The organism is Moorena sp. SIO3I8, from assembly GCF_010692325.1.
Lineage (GTDB): Bacteria > Cyanobacteriota > Cyanobacteriia > Cyanobacteriales > Coleofasciculaceae > Moorena.
The window spans coordinates 69671-87231 of sequence record NZ_JAAHHW010000005.1; the positions used below are offsets into that span (position 1 = coordinate 69671).

The 17561-nt window shown below is 45.4% G+C and carries 18 protein-coding genes and 1 pseudogene; 10 read left to right on the forward strand and 9 right to left on the reverse strand.

The window, feature by feature from the left end; all coding sequences use genetic code 11:
• Window positions 1-27 precede the first annotated feature (27 nt).
• The 5 genes from F6K51_RS03535 (at window position 28) to F6K51_RS03555 (ending at window position 5046) form a co-directional block, all read left to right on the forward strand.
• Window positions 28-315, forward strand: coding sequence for a hypothetical protein (locus tag F6K51_RS03535; protein ID WP_293018104.1), 288 nt, complete (start codon window positions 28-30; stop codon window positions 313-315).
• A 27-nt stretch (window positions 316-342) separates the two neighbouring features.
• Entirely contained in the window at window positions 343-1626 is a 1284-nt protein-coding gene (gene hisS / locus F6K51_RS03540; protein WP_293018106.1) for a histidine--tRNA ligase, read from the forward strand.
• A 288-nt stretch (window positions 1627-1914) separates the two neighbouring features.
• On the forward strand, window positions 1915-3444 hold the full coding sequence (locus F6K51_RS03545; protein WP_293018107.1) for a hypothetical protein: 1530 nt from the start codon (window positions 1915-1917) through the stop codon (window positions 3442-3444).
• 258 nt (window positions 3445-3702) lie between these two features.
• A complete protein-coding gene (locus tag F6K51_RS03550) occupies window positions 3703-4557 on the forward strand; it encodes a hypothetical protein (protein WP_293018108.1) in 855 nt (284 codons plus the stop codon).
• A 135-nt stretch (window positions 4558-4692) separates the two neighbouring features.
• A complete protein-coding gene (locus F6K51_RS03555) occupies window positions 4693-5046 on the forward strand; it encodes a hypothetical protein (protein WP_293018109.1) in 354 nt (117 codons plus the stop codon).
• Between the two features lie 157 nt (window positions 5047-5203).
• Here F6K51_RS03555 and F6K51_RS03560 read toward each other — a convergent pair whose 3' ends face one another.
• Window positions 5204-6064, reverse strand: coding sequence for a transposase (locus F6K51_RS03560; protein WP_293018110.1), 861 nt, complete (start codon window positions 6062-6064; stop codon window positions 5204-5206).
• A gap of 315 nt (window positions 6065-6379) precedes the next feature.
• A complete protein-coding gene (locus F6K51_RS38290) occupies window positions 6380-6592 on the reverse strand; it encodes a ribbon-helix-helix protein, CopG family (RefSeq protein WP_365939900.1) in 213 nt (70 codons plus the stop codon).
• A gap of 259 nt (window positions 6593-6851) precedes the next feature.
• On the opposite strand from F6K51_RS38290, the gene F6K51_RS03565 reads away from it, so the two are divergent.
• The 3 genes and pseudogenes from F6K51_RS03565 to F6K51_RS03575 all read left to right on the forward strand — a co-directional run bounded on the left by F6K51_RS03565 (window position 6852) and on the right by F6K51_RS03575 (window position 9001).
• Complete coding sequence (locus tag F6K51_RS03565; protein ID WP_075897375.1) at window positions 6852-7082, forward strand: hypothetical protein; 231 nt, start codon at window positions 6852-6854, stop codon at window positions 7080-7082.
• 59 nt (window positions 7083-7141) lie between these two features.
• A complete protein-coding gene (locus F6K51_RS03570) occupies window positions 7142-7279 on the forward strand; it encodes a hypothetical protein (RefSeq protein ID WP_293018113.1) in 138 nt (45 codons plus the stop codon).
• A gap of 155 nt (window positions 7280-7434) precedes the next feature.
• Window positions 7435-9001: pseudogene (locus tag F6K51_RS03575) on the forward strand (DASH family cryptochrome).
• A gap of 78 nt (window positions 9002-9079) precedes the next feature.
• On the opposite strand, the gene F6K51_RS03580 reads toward F6K51_RS03575, so the two are convergent.
• The 7 genes from F6K51_RS03580 to F6K51_RS03610 all read right to left on the reverse strand — a co-directional run bounded on the left by F6K51_RS03580 (window position 9080) and on the right by F6K51_RS03610 (window position 14611).
• Window positions 9080-9205, reverse strand: coding sequence for a hypothetical protein (locus tag F6K51_RS03580; protein ID WP_293018115.1), 126 nt, complete (start codon window positions 9203-9205; stop codon window positions 9080-9082).
• A gap of 57 nt (window positions 9206-9262) precedes the next feature.
• A complete protein-coding gene (locus F6K51_RS03585; protein WP_293018116.1) occupies window positions 9263-9610 on the reverse strand; it encodes a DUF1815 family protein in 348 nt (115 codons plus the stop codon).
• A gap of 324 nt (window positions 9611-9934) precedes the next feature.
• Window positions 9935-10147 carry a DUF2839 domain-containing protein gene (locus F6K51_RS03590; protein WP_293018117.1) on the reverse strand — a complete coding sequence of 71 codons (213 nt, stop codon included), beginning with the start codon at window positions 10145-10147 and terminating at the stop codon, window positions 9935-9937.
• Window positions 10148-10413: 266 nt separating this feature from the next.
• Complete coding sequence (purF, locus tag F6K51_RS03595; RefSeq protein ID WP_293018119.1) at window positions 10414-11904, reverse strand: amidophosphoribosyltransferase; 1491 nt, start codon at window positions 11902-11904, stop codon at window positions 10414-10416.
• A 129-nt stretch (window positions 11905-12033) separates the two neighbouring features.
• Window positions 12034-13230, reverse strand: coding sequence for a beta-ketoacyl-ACP synthase (locus F6K51_RS03600; RefSeq protein WP_293018120.1), 1197 nt, complete (start codon window positions 13228-13230; stop codon window positions 12034-12036).
• Window positions 13231-13260: 30 nt separating this feature from the next.
• Window positions 13261-14010: a peptidylprolyl isomerase gene (locus F6K51_RS03605; protein WP_293018121.1), complete on the reverse strand. Its 750-nt coding sequence runs from the start codon at window positions 14008-14010 to the stop codon at window positions 13261-13263.
• A gap of 34 nt (window positions 14011-14044) precedes the next feature.
• Window positions 14045-14611, reverse strand: a complete 567-nt coding sequence (locus F6K51_RS03610; protein ID WP_293018122.1) for a photosystem I assembly protein Ycf4 — start codon at window positions 14609-14611, stop codon at window positions 14045-14047.
• A 486-nt stretch (window positions 14612-15097) separates the two neighbouring features.
• Here F6K51_RS03610 and psbD point away from each other — a divergent pair, with 486 nt between their 5' ends.
• Together psbD and psbC are read left to right on the forward strand one after the other, a co-directional pair.
• Entirely contained in the window at window positions 15098-16156 is a 1059-nt protein-coding gene (gene psbD / locus F6K51_RS03615; protein ID WP_008183309.1) for a photosystem II D2 protein (photosystem q(a) protein), read from the forward strand.
• A 10-nt stretch (window positions 16157-16166) separates the two neighbouring features.
• Window positions 16167-17528: a photosystem II reaction center protein CP43 gene (psbC, locus tag F6K51_RS03620; protein ID WP_293018254.1), complete on the forward strand. Its 1362-nt coding sequence runs from the start codon at window positions 16167-16169 to the stop codon at window positions 17526-17528.
• Window positions 17529-17561: the final 33 nt, after the last annotated feature.

Here is a 17561-nt window from a genome sequence, read left to right on the forward strand (position 1 = left end):
ATCCCTAATACAAGGTACCCTAGGATCATGGAGCAGTGTAAACTATTGCGTTATCAAATTAGTTGTGCTGGTTTACCCTTGGCAGTTTATCGAGAGGTAGCTGCCCATTTACGGCAAGTGACAGGGGTAGACGCTGATTTACTACCCCAAACATCCCAGCAGTTTGATTACAATCAGAGTCAGGTTGGTGGATTGTGGATTGAGTATGGCGAGACTGCTGATAAAGTAGAAAGAGAACGGGTCAAGCAAATTTTGTCCTATTATCAAAATCGCTATGGTGCCTGGGAAGAAGACACTTCCGATGGTGGACACTAGCTCAAATGATGGGGAAGCAAAACGTTAATGGGTTTAATCCAGGCTTTACGAGGAACACGGGATATCCTGCCAGACGAAGTTGGATATTGGCAGCAAGTAGAAGCGATCGCACAACAGATTCTCAATAGAGCGGCTTATCGAGAAATTCGTGCTCCCATTTTTGAGCGCACTGAACTGTTTGAACGGGGGATTGGGGAAGCTACTGATGTGGTAGGGAAGGAAATGTATACCTTCAACGACCGGGCAACCCCTCCTCGTTCCGTGACACTACGTCCAGAAGGGACAGCGGGAATAGTGCGAGCTTATATTCAAAATAGCCTCTATGCTGCTGGTGGAGTACAACGCCTCTGGTATACTGGTCCGATGTTTCGCTATGAAAATCCCCAAGCTGGACGACAGCGACAGTTTCATCAATTGGGGGTAGAGGTGATTGGTTCTCGTGATGCCAGGGCAGATGCAGAAGTAATTGCGATCGCAAAAGATATCCTAAATACCTTGGGTCTAGTTAACCTGAAACTTGACCTTAATTCTGTCGGTAGTACCGAAGACCGTCAAAAGTACCGACAGGCGCTGGTAGATTACCTTACTCCTTACAAAGATGAGTTGGACGAAGATTCTCAAGACCGTTTAACTCGCAATCCCCTCAGGATTTTAGATAGTAAAGACAAACGCACTCAAGAGATTGCTCAGGATGCTCCGAGTATATTAGACTATCTAAGTTCAGAGTCCCAAAGTCATTTTGATCAGGTAAAGCAGTTGTTGAAGGATAATGGGATTAGTTACCAGCTTAATCCTCGCTTGGTGCGGGGGTTGGATTACTACACCCACACTGCATTTGAAATTATCTCTGATGACTTAGGCGCTCAAGCAACGGTTTGTGGTGGTGGTCGCTATGACGGATTAGTCGATGAATTGGGGGGAAATAAAACTCCAGCCGTTGGTTGGGCGATTGGTTTGGAGCGTTTAGTGATTTTGCTGCAACAACTGCAAGCTTCACCAGCCCTAGCGCTAGATTTTTATCTAGTATCCAGAGGTGAAGTAGCTCAAGCTCAAGGATTGAAACTGGCTCAGCAACTGCGCAAAGCTGGGTTAGCTGTAGAACTGGACTTGAGTGGAAGTGCTTTTGGTAAACAGTTTAAGCGAGCTGACCGCAGTGGTGCGGTGGGTTGTTTAGTGATCGGAGATGCTGAAGCTCAGAGCAACACCGTGAATTTGAAATGGCTGGCCTCTGGGGAACAAGAAACTATGACCCAAGCTGATTTATTGGATAAAACTGAGCAGTTAAAAGAGCAGATAGAACAATTGCGTTGAGTGTTGAGTGTTGAGTTGCGTAGGGTGTGTTAGGGGAGCCTTGATATTTGGCCTCTAGCCCTTGGTTAGGTTGCTGCCCGTAACGCACCACTGCTGGTTCAAACAACTGTTAGGAGATGCACCCTTGAGTGTTCAGTGTTAACACTCAAGAACGTCGTATTATTTCGTAGTGACACATCAATGCTTTGAGATAAGTATGGGTATCCTTAGGTTATAAAGAAAGGGGTTAGCATCCTGAGGATGCTGCGCTACCTACCATCTCACCTGTAGAGTTCCCCAGCTGCTGCTATGCTACCAATACCGGATTACTTAATTGCCCTGACTATAGTACTGGTGGTAATCCCATCAGTATTCGTAATTTTACTACGTTTTGCTCTCCATACCCATCTTTTATCCCTAGGGAAGCGAGTAAGAAGACTAATCCATGGACAGCCTCGTGGGAAAAAACCCAGAATTGTAGAGGAGCTAGAAAGACGGTTCTCAGATGCTAGCCGACATTTAGAGCAGGTCAATACAGGCGCATTAATTGACCAAGCCTACAGCCACGAGAAAGTTGTTGGCATATCTTGTGACCAAATTGATTACATTGGTCGGATTATGCCTAGCTTACTGTTATCCTTTGGCTTACTAGGTACCTTTATCGGCATCACCATCAATTTGTTAGCACTGAGTCAAACAATCAGTCAATCTGATGCTACCGATATCAATACTTTAGTTAACCAATTACAGCAACCCCTAGAAGGGATGGGAATTGCTTTTACCACTAGCTTAACCGCTATCTTTTTTAGTGCTGTCTTAACCGTAGTTAACGTCGCCTTCAATACAGGGCTAGCGAAAAACAATCTAATTAGTTACTTAGAAGATTACTTGGATAATATTTATCAGCCGAGTTTAGCAGGGCAAACACGCCTGGATGTATTGGTTCAGGGGATGTCCAATATCTTTGAAAGCTTTTTGGCGAGATTTGGTCAGACTGTTCGAGAAGCAGTGGAATCATCACTACGAGAAAAAGTGCAAGAAATTGCTGATGCTAACACTCAAGTGCTTAAACTAGCCGAAAATTCTTACAATAGATTCTTCCAAGCTGCTAGTACTATCGCCAGAAGTGCTGAGGAATTTCAGCTAGCTGCTGCTCAATTTACCCAAGTTGCTCAAACCTTTGAGCATAGCCAGTTTCCTCAAAAATTATCTAAGGCTACAGTAGATTTAACTAGAACCCAAAGCAGTTTCTCTGAGTCAGCTAGTATGCTATCGCAATCAGTGCAAGGGATGGGAGTAGCAATGGCTGAACTTCAACGTCATGGGGTTAAGTTGGTAAAATTGGCAGAAGAAATCAGTGCCCTCAGACAATCTTCTATAGATGTAGTAAAACAGCATCATCACAGTCAACAAGCCCTAGGGAAGATTATCCCCCAACTTCAGCAAGGAGCACAGGGATTTCAGTCAGCGATCGCTCGGCTTGATCAATTAGAGCAACGGATTGTTTCTCGAACTGATAGCTTGAGTGACGTTCAGGCTGAATTGGCTAAGTTAGTGTCAAATGTTAAAAGCTATACCGAAGGAGTAAGTCTGGGAATTCAGGCTTTAGGCGATCGCCTTGATCAAAGTCTTACTCAGCAAGCTAATACTGACCAGCATAATTATGAAATTATGCGACACAATCTTGAAAAAGTTGTCAATCATCTTAATAACACTAATCAGGAAATTGCTAAGATTAGCCAAAAACTGAATGAGTCCAATCAAATCGATGGTTCAACTCGCATAACCCAAGATATGACTGTAGGAGAGCTAGTCAGGCGTTTGAGCAGTGAACGATAAACCTGGCAAATCGTTAGCTGTCAGCCGTCAGCTGTCAGCCGTCAGCTGTCAGCCGTCAGCTAAAAGCTCACGCGTGCGCGTTCAGCTTAAAATAAACCTCTTTAGGGAGAATTTAATAGTTCGAGAATAATCAGAATTGAAAGTCTGGGAATTTGCCCATATAAGCATATGCCCGTAGCCCATAAGCTGAATGCTGAATGCTGAATGCTTACAGCAAATGACTAATACTAATTATAAGATTGACAGAGAATTGATAAAATGCGTCGTTCACGAAATAATGATTGGAATGAAGAGATAAATCTCTGGCCAGCTTTTACAGACTTAATGTCTAATGCCTTCATGATCCTGATCTTATTTTTGTTGCTCTCTATCCTGAAGTCTGTGCTGGCACAAAGTTCCTTGGAATCAACCATTGATGATCTCACCAGAAGTGAAGATGAAGTGGTGCAATTGGCAAGGGAGAATGCGGAATTACGAGCTAAGGCAGCTCGGGTTGATCAACTTGAGCGTGGGGTGGCGGTTTGGAGAGCTAGGGCAAAGCGCTCAACTGACCGCCAAAAGGCACTAGAACAACAGGTTAGGTCTTTGCAGGTACAGATTGCTGCAGCACCAAAACCACCAGATACACCTCCGATTATTGTAATCAAAGATCAGGGGAATTACCGATTTGATTCCGGCAGTGCGGAAATTCCCTCAGCGATGAAGGATTATATTCGGCAGCAAATTGTCCCTGCTATTGAAAGCAATGCCAAGGACTATGAAATCAATGTAGTAGAACTAATTGGTCACACCGATGGTCAACCTAATCTCGGTGGTAGCAATATCGACCAAACTATTGGGAATGTGGTTAATAAAAATTCCTCTATCAGTCAACTTAGACCAGGATCTAATGCTGATTTAGGACTGATGCGAGCTTTGGCAGTTGTGCAATTACTCCGTGAGATTCAAGCTAAGGAAGGGCGGCTCAAGGGGCTGCAATTTCGGGCTTATTCTGCAGCTCAGTTAATTTTACCTAATGGACAAATTGCTCCGATTAGTTTAAAGGATGATCAAACTAGGCGCAGGATTGAAATTCGCTTTACTCGTCTCGGTAAGGTTACAAATGTTCAATAGTTGAAGAGGATACAATCTTGCTAATCTGGTAAGGAAAGATACGTCAGCTGTCAGCCCTCAGCTGTCAGCTGAATGGTTACAAAGATGGTAGTCATGAATTTGCGATCGCAAATTCATTGATAAGGAATAATCGCCATGACCTATGTCGTAGATAAACAAAAAGACCAACGGCTAGTCCACTCCGGGGTAAGTTGGCATAACTTCAAATCAATTCAAGCGGGGTTCGTCAACTCCCCAGGAATTCGACTGTTCTACTACAGGGGTGAGGTAGAAATATTGGCAGTTTCCCAAGAGCATGAAGCGTTCAGTGGTGTCATAGCACTGTTGCTGGGTACTTATTTTGTTGAAAAACAAATTGAGTTTACTCCAACCGGTAGCTTTACCCCTGTCACTCGGATTTCACGAGGGGTGGAATTTCACCACCATGGTTATCAAGTTGTCATGGTTCATTTAACCAAGCAGCTAATCCTCCAAATCCTTATTGGATAAGGTTTATAGCTAACGAATCGCACCCCGGAACTGATACCAACCTGCATCATTGATAGACTTGGCAAGACAGTGGTTTTTAACCAGGTTCTTAACCCTCAGATCTTCATAGGCGACCAGGTCGTTAGACCGGATTACGCAACTTGCCGGAGACGAAACCTTAGAAGAGTGCAGCCTTACAACAAAACCTGTCACCTTTGATGCATAGCCTACCAACTATAAAGGCTGCACTCTTCTTGCGGTAACTTCTAACCAGTCTCTTGGCATGTTCTTCACGTTGCCTACTTATTTTGAGGTGTGTCCTGCCTAGTCTATTAATGGCTTTCTTTCGGTTAGCAGAGCCTTTCTTTTTTCGAGAAACCCGACGCTGATAAAACCTTAAACGTTTCTCACCTTTTCGGTAAAATCTAGGATTAGGCTCGGAATGTCCATCAGAGTCTGTATAAAATTCTTTTAGTCCGACGTCTAGGCCAACAGTAAAACCAGTAGCTTCTAATTGCTCATAATTGTCTACTTTGACACAAAACTGGACATAGTACCCATCGGCTCTTTGAACAATCCGAACTCGCTTAATTAGCTTCTGGTCGAAACACCACAAGTCCCAGGTACCTTTGAGCTTGACTTGCCCAATGCCTTTCTTGTCGGTAAATTTTATGAACTTCTTATCTGGGGATAACTTCCATCCAGATTGCTTATACTCGACTGACCTAGAATGTTTCTTAAAGCGAGGATAACCCTTCTTCCCAGGGACTTGATTCTTGCAGTTATCAAAGAAACGTTTGATAGCACGTTCTACGTTCTCAACAGAGGCTTGACAAGCATGACTATTGAGGTCTTTAACAAACTTGAATTCATCTCTTAATTGAGTGTTATAGCGATAGAGTTCTTTCTTTCGGGTCCCACGATTGTCCATCCAGTACCGAAGTACCTTGTTGCGGACAAAACGAGCCGTTCTAATAGCTTCATTTATTGCTAACTTTTGAGGCTCTTTGATAACAGCCTTGAACTCCATAACCAACACTTAAAATCACCTCCTTGGTATTGATATCTTGCTTTCTATTATAGTCGATATTCTAGCACAAAAGTTCCTGGGTGGTTAGGGAATAAATTCCCTGCGGGCTAACCCCATGGTTTGAAGTTACCGTAAGGAGAGTGGAGCCTTAATCAATAAGTTTTAACCTTTTTATGCATAGCCTGCCAACCATAAAGGCTCCACTCTCCTAAGGTTTCGTCTCCGGGATAGAATCCAGGGGCTTGCGCCCTTAGATTTTTCGGTCAAAAATACCCTAGGTGCGCTTTCCGCATCTAATTATTAAATTCGCGCTTTGGTGCGAGCCTAGGGCGCGAGCAATACCTCGCGCCCTAGGCTCGCGTCTTTCGGCAAAGCCGACGCGGGGCGCGAACGGGCGCGCACCTCCAGCATTTGTGTCTGGGCAACCAGACTAGGATCATCTTGACTTCTAGCAAACTGCTCTACCAACTCGCTGCGACTGCTCTTCAACCTCTTGGCCAATTTGTCTAGTTTCTTAATGCTGCTTGGCGTTAGCATGTTTGTTGACTCGGATTTTATATTCTCCTTGTGTTGTCTGTGTGCTTCTCATTCCTTGGGCTCATCGCCTACACACCCAAGTTATATCAGAAGCTTATTTTAAGCATAGACACTTGATAACTTAATTAACATAATTACACCATGTATTGGAATTAAGTCTGTGGATTTAAGTCTGTAAGTAGCCCATCACTCGGTTCGATGAAAATGGGACTACAAAACTTTACCTAGAATACAACAAGCAATTAATAGGAGTGCATCAATGAGCTATAAAGACGAACTATTTCCTTGGCGCATCATCCGCCATCTGCCTAAATGCCAGCGAATCGTTGTTGCTCGCTTTCGCCGCCGCAATCAAGCAGAAGCCCATCTGCAAGCACTGCGCTGCTTAATACCAGATGCTCGCTTCACCCTCATGTTCGACATCACACTAGATGACATTGTCCCAGCTATCGCTATGACACAGCACTCATCTCAACCAAATCATCAATAAAACCAAATTCTTGGCTCTAATCACTGTTTTATTTCGCCGCATTAAAGCGCCTAGGAAGTTTGCCATCATTACTAAGCGCCAAATTGCCAGACTTAGGAGCATTCCTGAATCCTGGATTGTCAAAATCTAGTTTTGGTTTTATGTTCTGTTTTTCGATGGCCTTTAGGCCACGCTACGCGAACGCCGAGACACAGTAGAACAATTGATGAGCAAGGATTAAGCTGGTAAACTGGAAAAACGCACTACTAGCGAATAGCTACAGCAGTTGCAGCATGCCATCTAATGGGACTACAAAAATCTGCAACTTCAAAAAGCACCCCTAACCATCAGATGACATAAGGGCTACGGCCTAATGGGATTTTCGCGCTTTCGTGGATCTTGGCAAAATGAAATAGAACCGACCTCAGCCACTGTGAATCAAAAACTTATCCTGATCTGGTATCGCAACGATTTACGGATCCATGACCATGAGCCATTCTATCAAGCTGTCCAGGAAAAAGCTCAAATTATCCCCCTGTACTGCTTTGATGAGCGACAATTTGGTACTACCTCCTTTGGTTTCCCAAAAACCGGTGCATTTCGCGCTCAGTTTTTGCTCGAAAGTGTAGCGGACTTGCGGAATTCTTTGCGATCGCTTAACCCTGCCAATCTCAGGAAATCTGTTGCTAGTAATCTTGCTAGTAATTTAGTGGTGCGCCGGGGTTTACCCGAACAGATTATCCCATCTTTAGCAAAAGAACTAGGAATCTCAGCAGTTTACTATCACCGGGAAGTCACCTCAGAAGAGTTAGCCGTCGAATCGGCCCTCAAAAAGGTGCTTGCTCAAATTGGCGTAAAAGTCAAGTCGTTTTGGGGCACTACCCTATTCCACATCGATGAATTGCCCTTTGGTATTCCCCACATTCCCGAAGTATTTACCCAATTTCGCAAGCAGGTGGAGAAATCTTCCACAGTTTATCCCACCTTCCCCACTCCCAAAACTCTACCACCCTTACCTAAAGTAGATGTTGGTGAACTGCCTAAGTTAGCTGACTTGGGACTTGAGCCACCAGTCCCTGATCAACGGGCAGTGTTAAAGTTCAAAGGTGGGGAAGCAGCTGGACTAGCCAGACTAGATCACTACTTCTGGCAAAAAGACTGTCTTAAGCGTTACAAACAAACCCGAAATGGCATGTTGGGAGCAGATTACTCCTCCAAATTCTCCCCCTGGCTAGCTTTGGGTTGTCTATCGCCTCGTTATATCTATCAACAGGTTCAGGAGTACGAAACACAACGGGTTAAAAACGACTCCACCTATTGGTTAGTCTTTGAGTTACTGTGGCGCGACTATTTCCGATTTATCTGTGCCAAGCATGGTAATCGAGTGTTTCGCCAATCTGGATTACAAGGAGTAAGCATACCATGGAAGGTGGACTGGAAGAGATTTGACCTGTGGACCGAGGGAATGACTGGTTTTCCCCTAGTAGATGCCAATATGCGGGAATTAACAGCCACAGGCTTTATGTCCAATCGGGGTAGACAAAATGTTGCCAGTTTCCTGACCAAGAATCTGGGGATAAACTGGCAGATGGGAGCGGAGTGGTTTGAGTCGCTGTTGATTGATTATGATGTGTGTAGCAATTGGGGCAACTGGAACTACACAGCTGGGGTAGGCAATGATGCTCGGGGTTTTCGCTATTTTAATATTCAGAAACAATCCAAAGATTATGATCCCCAGGGACAATACGTAAAACATTGGCTACCAGAACTTACTTCTGTCCCTGCCAAGAAAGTCCATCAACCCTGGACATTATCATCGGATGAGCAAAAGCGCTATGGGCTAAGAATAGGGTAGACTATCCTCAGCCTGTAGTAGATTTGTGGAAGTCAGTCCAACAAAATGAGAGGTCTACAATGCTGCTCTTAGCCGTCGGTCTTAGCCGTTGCTAAAGCAATCTATGGGCTTTTCCTTTCGATGAAGTATTTCCAGTTGAGTGTTGACAGTCAACAGTTAACCTTCAACACTCAATTAGCCAGCCATCAATTAGCCAGCCATCAATTAGCCAGCCATCAATTTTTCCCTTTCCCTGTTGATGTTGATCAAAACACAGATAGACAGAATTATATGGATAAAACTGTGCCATCTATCTGTGTTTAGCAATCCTGGTTGGATTCCTTTTTTCCCGTACTCAGTTCTCAGGTCACGGCAGTGGTAACTTAAGGGCAGGGTGAGATTCTGAAGGACGAATTCGGTATTTAACCAGATTGGCGAGATCTTGTAGTTGACCAATGGCTTCAGCACCTTCCAACTTCATCAGTTCTCGGTCATCGCGCATTTCAGTCCAAGTGATCCCGTAATCTGAAACCAAAAATCGAATCAGGTGATTGTCCCCCAAGCTAACCATAAACGATGCGCTATTCATCTGACCACCACAGGTGTAGCAGGACGCTAAATAGCCTTGGTTTTCTAGTACAATTGCCAACGCCTGGAGATTCATTACTAAATCTCTGACAAATTGACGGTGCTCCTCTGCAAGTCGTATAAACACGTCTGTTCTCCAAACACCACTCCTAGATTTTAGAGCTTATATTCTTTCTTAAAAATTTAATCTTCATCTTTCAAGATAAATCAGGATAAAATTGGGGGATTTTTTCTAAAAAATAGACTCTTGTAAATCTTTTCCTTAATCTCTTGCCTTGTTCTATCCCAAAATAAACCTGTCGGTCAAGGCAAATTGGCTCCCTTGTCACAATTTTCATGAGTCAAGGGATATACATTAGTAGTTTCTATATGTTTATGGAAATTCTTTAACTAACCTAACTACCGGTTGAAGTGCAACCGATAGTTACGTTTGATTAGCGAGCCTTAGATGTTAATTTACTTGCCACCAACCAAATCCAGGTCCTATAAATCTAACCGTTAGCCAGAAGACAATCATAAAGACAATACCAGCCCAAGCTCCCCTAGTGCTCCATTTAACAAACTGCTCACCCTGACTTTTAGTTATCGGGAGCCATGGAAATATGTTGGCTTCTTTCCCGTAGTCTTCTCCCAGTGCTGCTTTACGGCGTTTTGCTTCACCCATAATCGTTTTTAATCACTCAGTGATAATCATAACCTATGCATTGAACAATGGTGGGCGTGAGCAGAGGTGGTGTATAATTTCTTAACTTTAGGGGATGATCAGCATTGGCAACCTCAATCAATTTACTAAGTCGCCAACAGTATCATCACGGCTGCCCTTATCCCCCCGAAGATCGGGGGGCAGGTAAAAGGCAAAGGGATTAGGATAATTTCTTCAGCGTTTTATCAGTGTGGTGCCACCTTTTACCTTTTACCTTCAAATTACCTTCAAACCTGTACCTCTTCCAGCATCAATTTAGAACGCTTGAGTTCTTCTGAAAGGGGAACAGGGTAATGACCTGTGAAACAAGCAGAACAAAAACTGTTGGAGTCTTGCGCTGTGGCTAGCATCATTCCCTCCCAACTAAGATAATTAAGGGAATCCACACCAATATAATTGGCTATTTCTGCCACTGACTTGGTGGCGGCAATCAGTTGCTGTTGGTTATCCGTGTCTATTCCAAAGAAGCAAGGATGAGTGACTGGGGGCGAGGACACTCGCATATGTATCTCAGCTACACCTGCATCACGCAACGCTTTGATAAGTTTGCTGCTGGTGTTTCCTCGAACAATGGAGTCATCTACTAGTACCAATCGTTTACCAACTAAGACATCTTTGAGGGGATTCAGTTTCATGCGGATGCCAGTTTCTCGCATAGTCTGAGTGGGTTGGATAAAGGTACGACCCACATAGCGATTTTTAATCAGTCCCTCTCCGTAAGGAATACCAGACTCTCGGGAAAAGCCGATAGCTGCCGGGATACCGGAATCGGGTACAGCAATCACCATGTCCGCATCTGGTGTTGACTCTCTTGCCAGCTGACGCCCCAGGCGTAACCGATAGCTAAACACAGTTTGATCATCCATGACGCTATCAGGGCGAGCAAAGTAAATCATCTCAAAGATGCAAACTTTGCGCTCTGGCTTTTGACTCCAGTGGAAGGAAGCAATGCCTTCGTCATTAATCCACACTAATTCTCCCGGTTCCACATCCCGCAGATACTCAGCACCGATAATGTCTAAACCACAGGTTTCTGATGCTAGGACGTAGCCCCCAGAATTCTCACCTAAGGTGCCAATCACTAGAGGGCGAATGCCATTGGGGTCACGAACACCCATTATTCCAGCGGGTGTGCCAATCACTAAACTAAACGCTCCTTGGCAAGATTGAAAGGCACTCACTGCTGCTTCCAACCACCCTTTGCCATGGTTAACCTCTGTCGCGATCGCTAGGGCGATTAGTTCTGAATCCGTAGTGGTCATCAAGTTCGAGTTATGCTTTAGTAAATCATTACGTAATTGCATAGTGTTGACCAAGTTACCGTTATGAGCCAAAGCCAAAGGTCCTAAGGGAGTTTCCACCACGGCTGGTTGAGCATTAGCGATGTGGCTAGAGCCAGTGGTAGAGTAACGGTTATGACCAACTGCTATCTGACCAGGTAGCTGAGCCAAAATTTCTTCATTAAAGACCTGGGAGACTAGCCCCATATCCTTGTAGACATGCAGCTGCTTGTCATCAAAGGTAACAATCCCTGATGATTCCTGACCTCGGTGCTGTAGGGCAAATAGACCAAAGTAAGTCAGCTTAGCGACATCTTGCTCTGGTGCATAGATACCAAAGACTCCGCAAGCTTCCTCTGGCTTGTCCAAGTGCTGGGGATAGTCATCCTTGGACTGATCACAATATTGGTCAGAGGAAAGGGATTGGTTGGGCTTCATAACTATTATGGCTTGCTCCTAATTGCGGCATGAAGTCGGTGGAACCTAAATCCTCTGAGGATTGGTTCTGTATATTTAATTAAACTTAATGTTTCCTTAACGATATCACCTATAGGATATTATTGTGGTTCAATGTCGGCAATTGCTGGATATTCCTATGGCGGTTACTGCATTTTGCCCCCCGAAACCAAAGCTAAAACATAGCGCCTGCCTGACTTCGCACTGACGCGCTATAGTTACGAAATCCAAATCCCATTCCGGTTCCCTCAACCCAATACAAGGGGGTAGGACTTGGTGTTTTAAAGCCATTAGACACAAAGCAGTACCAATGGCTCCAGAAGCACCAAGAGTGTGACCAGTGGCTCCTTTGGTAGAACTGATTGCCACCCCTTGGGGAAATAGCTGCTGAATCAGCTGCGCTTCATTCTGGTCATTAAGTTTGGTTCCGGTACCGTGGGTATGGATATAATCAATATCTGTAGGAAATAGGTGGCTGCGGTCTAGACATTGTTTGATAGCTGCGATCGCACTCTGTCGATCTGGGTTAGGTGTACTGACATGATAAGCGTCCGAGGTCAAGCCAAACCCCAGTAATTTTCCATAGATAGGCGCTGCTCGACGATCAGCCAAATCCTCTGACTCCAATACCAATACAGAACCTCCCTCTGCCAACACCAAGCCTTGACGTTGCTTGTCAAAGGGGTAAGCACCAGTTTTTGCTAGAGCCCCCATTTTAGTAAATCCGGCTAGGGTTAGGGGAGTAATTGGTGCTTCTACAGCACCAGCAATGACTCGTTGGCATTGACCGGTTTGAATCAATTCAAATCCTTGAGCGATCGCCCAAATTCCTGTTGCACAAGCTGCCATTGGTGCTAGGACTGGCCCAAAGGAACCAATGTAATGGGCAGCAGCAATAGCTGGTTGATGGGGTAGAGTGTCTAACCAATGCTCTAGAGTTAAGATTTCATTTAAGCTATCGAATCCGGGATACTCTGGTTCGGTGTCGAGTTTCCCATGACTAGTCATCTGCTCCTGGGCTAGTTGCTCCCAAGCTGCCTGACAGCTACGACTGGAACCAATCACCACACCACAATCCTTTAGAGGGATGGTTAAGTTAGCATCTTCAACAGCATCTGCTACAACCTGGTAGGTCAGCTGTTCAATAGAAGCTGGTGTCTTACCAATCATAGCCAACGGTAGAGGTGATAAATTGGCAAAGGGTTGATACCAGCTAATAGCAGACTCACCGTTTAGCAAATGCTGCCAACTGGGTTTGAGGCGACCTAAAGCAGATACTAATCCAATCCCAGTAACGCATACCTGCACGGATTCGTTTAAAGATAGTTTATCTTTATCTTAAGGTTTCTTCAGGTTTTCGATGCCTTGAGTGACCTTGACTGATTCAATGCGATCGCCTTGCTGAATTTTGTCTACCACATCCATACCTTTAATGACTTTGCCAAATACAGCATAGTCCCCATCCAAGAAAGGCAGCTCTGCTAGGGCAATGTAAAACTGTGAAGAGGCTGAGTCTGGCATTTGGGAACGAGCCATGGCTACAGCACCACGAGTATGAGTCAACTGAGGATCACCAGGAATTCCGGCTGCCTTAAAGGTTTTGCTGTATATCGGTTCCTTTGCCCCCTTCGGCTTAATTTCTAGTGGGATGTAACGAGTTTCCTTCGTTTGTGGATCTATGAACCCCCCTGTGCCCAGAAGCTCTACTGGAAATTTTGGGTTTTTTCCTTGGGGATCACCACCTTGGACAACAAATGGTTGAGGTTCCCTTACCACTCGGTGAAATACTAGTCCGTCATAAACACCCTTGTCAACCAGATCCACAAAATTGCCAGCTGTAATCGGGGCATTGCTTCCATACACTTCAATAGTAATCGGGGAGCCTTTTACCCTCAGCTCAACAGTAGCTTTTTTGTCTAGTCGGGGTAAATTGCTGAATTGGGGATTGCTGGTGGTCTCAGCAGGAGTAGATTTGTTTTGGGGAGTTGATGATTCCGTTGAGTTCGCCGTTGGGCTGCTGCATCCTACTATTACCAGACCTAACACTACTAACATCACAGATAGCCAGCGCCGGATATTCATACTCATGCTTACTATAACTATATCTTGTTTTATTGGCAATTTACAACCCTTCCAGGGGAACTCCGAGGAAACGAGCCAGCTCTGCTCCCTGATTCTCTAATTCCAAAAGGGAGATGGGTTGACCGACACGAGTAAGAGGAACTTCCCGGCGATCCTTAGTGCGGACGTAGAGGACTCGGCGTGGATTTAGACCTTCTTTGATGTCTACTCGAATCGACTGGACATCTTCTGTACGGCAACTGAATTCGACTTCACGGTTTTTACCGGGAAAGCCAGACCGCACTACTCTGACCATACCTGTTTCTTGGTTAAATTCATTGTAGCCTCCGCCGATATCCCAATAAATGGTTAGCCATAGGTAGAGAGATAGCAACAGTGCAGCAACACCATAGAACCCCATTGCTACCCCCTGAGGGATAAAAATTAGGTTGGTTGCATCTCCAATCGGGAGTAGATCCATGTTGAGATAACTCGAAAGCCCTGCCAGGAAAAATCCTATACCTCCTATAGATACAGCTCCTGCCACTAAATAGTTGCTCAAACGGCGAGAGCCAAGAACCGATTGTCGAAGTACCAGGTTTTCCAGTTGGTTGGTCGATGCTGCCATGAGAAGATGTGGTTGCCTCTAAGAAATCTGACTTGACAATAGTGCTGAGTCCGAGAGTAGATCAGTTGATTTATGGATACTCCAGGGAGCTCATCTAGAACTTGTATCACATTTTTGACCAAGACAGGGAAATTATGTAACTTTTGACACCAAATATAAAAAAAATCTGAGGAGTATGTGTAATTTTGTAAAATTTTTGGTATTTATTATTATTGTATGTAACGTTTGTAACCCCAGTCTCCTTATGGGAGAATCAAGTCAAGCGTTAAACTGTGTGATAGTTTAAGAAACATTAAGTCACCACAGCCTAACCTGATAGCCTGTGGCATCCCGTTAAAAGACAATCCTGTAAGAGGGAAGTGACTTAAAATCACTGAACTCTAAGGGAAATCCACCTCTAGAAGGGTGGGAGTGTCGCTAAAAAGACGTAAAAACGTCCCAATTTTGAATCCTTGCAAATCGTTATATGTATGAGGATTTGAATCTATGACAGTAGCAGTAGGACGCGCCCCCAGCACCAGAGGATGGTTTGATATCCTCGATGACTGGCTCAAGCGCGATCGCTTTGTATTCGTCGGCTGGTCCGGCATTCTGTTGTTCCCCTGTGCCTACATGGCTTTAGGGGGCTGGCTAACTGGCACCACCTTTGTAACCTCTTGGTACACCCACGGCTTAGCCTCTTCTTACCTAGAAGGTTGTAACTTCCTGACCGTAGCAGTATCCTCTCCTCCTAACAGTCTGGGACACTCCCTGCTGCTGTTGTGGGGACCAGAAGCTCAAGGAGATTTGACTCGCTGGTTCCAACTAGGAGGGTTGTGGAGCTTCGTGGCATTCCACGGAGCATTTGGTCTGATTGGGTTCATGCTGCGGCAATTTGAAATTGCGCGTCTAGTAGGCATCAGACCCTACAACGCGATCGCATTCAGTGCGCCGATTGCAGTATTTGTCAGCGTGTTCCTGATGTACCCATTGGGACAGTCGAGCTGGTTCTTTGCTCCTAGCTTCGGAGTAGCAGGTATCTTCCGTTTCATCCTGTTCCTGCAAGGCTTCCACAACTGGACACTCAATCCCTTCCACATGATGGGGGTAGCCGGGGTACTCGGTGGAGCGCTGCTGTGTGCCATTCATGGGGCAACGGTAGAAAATACCCTGTTCCAGGATGGTGACAAAGCCAACACCTTCCGGGCGTTCAACCCGACCCAAGCGGAAGAGACCTACTCCATGGTCACCGCTAACCGCTTCTGGTCTCAAATCTTCGGAATTGCCTTCTCCAACAAGCGCTGGCTGCATTTCTTTATGCTGTTTGTGCCAGTAACTGGCTTGTGGATGAGTGCAGTAGGAATTGTAGGTTTAGCATTGAACCTGCGAGCCTATGACTTCGTGTCCCAGGAAATCCGGGCAGCAGAAGATCCAGAATTTGAAACGTTCTATACCAAGAACATTTTGCTAAATGAGGGTCTGCGGGCTTGGATGGCTCCAGCAGACCAACCTCACCAAAACTTTGAGTTCCCTGAGGAGGTACTACCGCGTGGTAACGCTCTCTAATAATATTGGTATGGTTGCGGGCAATCGCGACCAAGAATCTTCCGGTTTCGCCTGGTGGTCTGGTAATGCCCGTCTGATCAACCTTTCTGGTAAGTTGCTGGGAGCTCATGTTTCCCATGCTGGCCTGATCGTTTTCTGGGCTGGCGCAATGACCCTGTTTGAGGTTGCTCACTACATTCCCGAAAAGCCTGTGTTCGAGCAGGGATTGATTCTAATCCCTCACATGGCTACTTTAGGTTGGGGTGTTGGTCCTGGTGGCGAAATTATTGACACTTTCCCCTACTTTGTTATTGGTGTCCTACACCTGATTTCTTCTGCCGTATTGGGCTTTGGCGGTATTTATCACGCCGTTCGTGGTCCTGAAGCCTTAGAAAGTTATTCTAACTTCTTTGGTTACGACTGGAAGGATAAGAACAAGATGACTAGTATCATCGGGTTCCACCTGATCATGTTAGGATTGGGTGCCTTCTTGCTGGTGATCAAGGCTATGTTCGTCGGCGGTGTTTATGACTCTTGGGCACCGGGTGGTGGTGCTGTTCGTTTGATCACTAACCCAACCCTGAACCCTGGTGTGATCTTCGGCTACTTAGTCGATGCTCCCTTCGGTGGTGAAGGTTGGATTATTGGTGTCAACAACATGGAAGACATCATCGGCGGTCATATCTGGATTGGTCTGATCTGCATCTTTGGTGGTGTATTCCACATTCTGACTAAACCCTTCGGCTGGGCTCGTCGTGCCTTTGTCTGGTCTGGAGAAGCTTACCTCTCCTACAGCTTAGGTGCCTTGTCCATGATGGGCTTCATTTGCTCTTGCTACGTGTGGTTCAACAACACCGCTTATCCTAGCGAGTTCTATGGTCCTACCAATGCTGAAGCGTCTCAAGCTCAGTCTTTCGTATTCTTAGCCCGTGACCAACGCCTAGGTGCTAACATTGCGTCTTCCCAAGGGCCTACTGGTCTGGGTAAATACCTGATGCGCTCTCCTACTGGTGAAATCATCTTCGGTGGTGAAACCATGCGCTTCTGGGATTTCCAAGGTCCGTGGTTGGAGCCTCTACGGGGTCCCAATGGTCTGGATGTTAACAAGCTCAGAAATGACATTCAGCCTTGGCAGCTACGTCGTGCTGCTGAGTACATGACCCATGCTCCTAACGGTTCCATCAACTCTGTAGGTGGTATTATTACTGAGGCAAATTCCTTCAACTATGTCAACCCTCGTGCTTGGTTGGCTAGTTTCCACTTTGTGATGGCTTTCTTCTTCCTAGTTGGTCACCTCTGGCACGCTGGTCGTGCACGGGCTGCCGCTGCTGGATTCGAGAAAGGTATTGAGCGTGAAACTGAAGCAGTACTTAGTATGCCTGACCTTGACTAGGTGATTTTATTGAGTGAAAACTCAATGATAAAT

What these genes read in the sequence shown, in the direction of transcription:
- F6K51_RS03535 (WP_293018104.1), top strand. Translation starts at nt 28, where the DNA reads ATGGAGCAGTGTAAACTATTGCGTTATCAAATTAGTTGTGCTGGTTTA.
- hisS (WP_293018106.1), top strand. Translation starts at nt 343, where the DNA reads ATGGGTTTAATCCAGGCTTTACGAGGAACACGGGATATCCTGCCAGAC.
- F6K51_RS03545 (WP_293018107.1), top strand. Translation starts at nt 1,915, where the DNA reads ATGCTACCAATACCGGATTACTTAATTGCCCTGACTATAGTACTGGTG.
- F6K51_RS03550 (WP_293018108.1), top strand. Translation starts at nt 3,703, where the DNA reads ATGCGTCGTTCACGAAATAATGATTGGAATGAAGAGATAAATCTCTGG.
- F6K51_RS03555 (WP_293018109.1), top strand. Translation starts at nt 4,693, where the DNA reads ATGACCTATGTCGTAGATAAACAAAAAGACCAACGGCTAGTCCACTCC.
- F6K51_RS38290 (WP_365939900.1), bottom strand. Translation starts at nt 6,592, where the DNA reads ATGCTAACGCCAAGCAGCATTAAGAAACTAGACAAATTGGCCAAGAGG.
- F6K51_RS03565 (WP_075897375.1), top strand. Translation starts at nt 6,852, where the DNA reads ATGAGCTATAAAGACGAACTATTTCCTTGGCGCATCATCCGCCATCTG.
- F6K51_RS03580 (WP_293018115.1), bottom strand. Translation starts at nt 9,205, where the DNA reads ATGGCACAGTTTTATCCATATAATTCTGTCTATCTGTGTTTTGATCAA.
- F6K51_RS03590 (WP_293018117.1), bottom strand. Translation starts at nt 10,147, where the DNA reads ATGGGTGAAGCAAAACGCCGTAAAGCAGCACTGGGAGAAGACTACGGG.
- purF (WP_293018119.1), bottom strand. Translation starts at nt 11,904, where the DNA reads ATGAAGCCCAACCAATCCCTTTCCTCTGACCAATATTGTGATCAGTCC.
- F6K51_RS03605 (WP_293018121.1), bottom strand. Translation starts at nt 14,010, where the DNA reads ATGAGTATGAATATCCGGCGCTGGCTATCTGTGATGTTAGTAGTGTTA.
- F6K51_RS03610 (WP_293018122.1), bottom strand. Translation starts at nt 14,611, where the DNA reads ATGGCAGCATCGACCAACCAACTGGAAAACCTGGTACTTCGACAATCG.
- psbD (WP_008183309.1), top strand. Translation starts at nt 15,098, where the DNA reads ATGACAGTAGCAGTAGGACGCGCCCCCAGCACCAGAGGATGGTTTGAT.
- psbC (WP_293018254.1), top strand. Translation starts at nt 16,167, where the DNA reads ATGGTTGCGGGCAATCGCGACCAAGAATCTTCCGGTTTCGCCTGGTGG.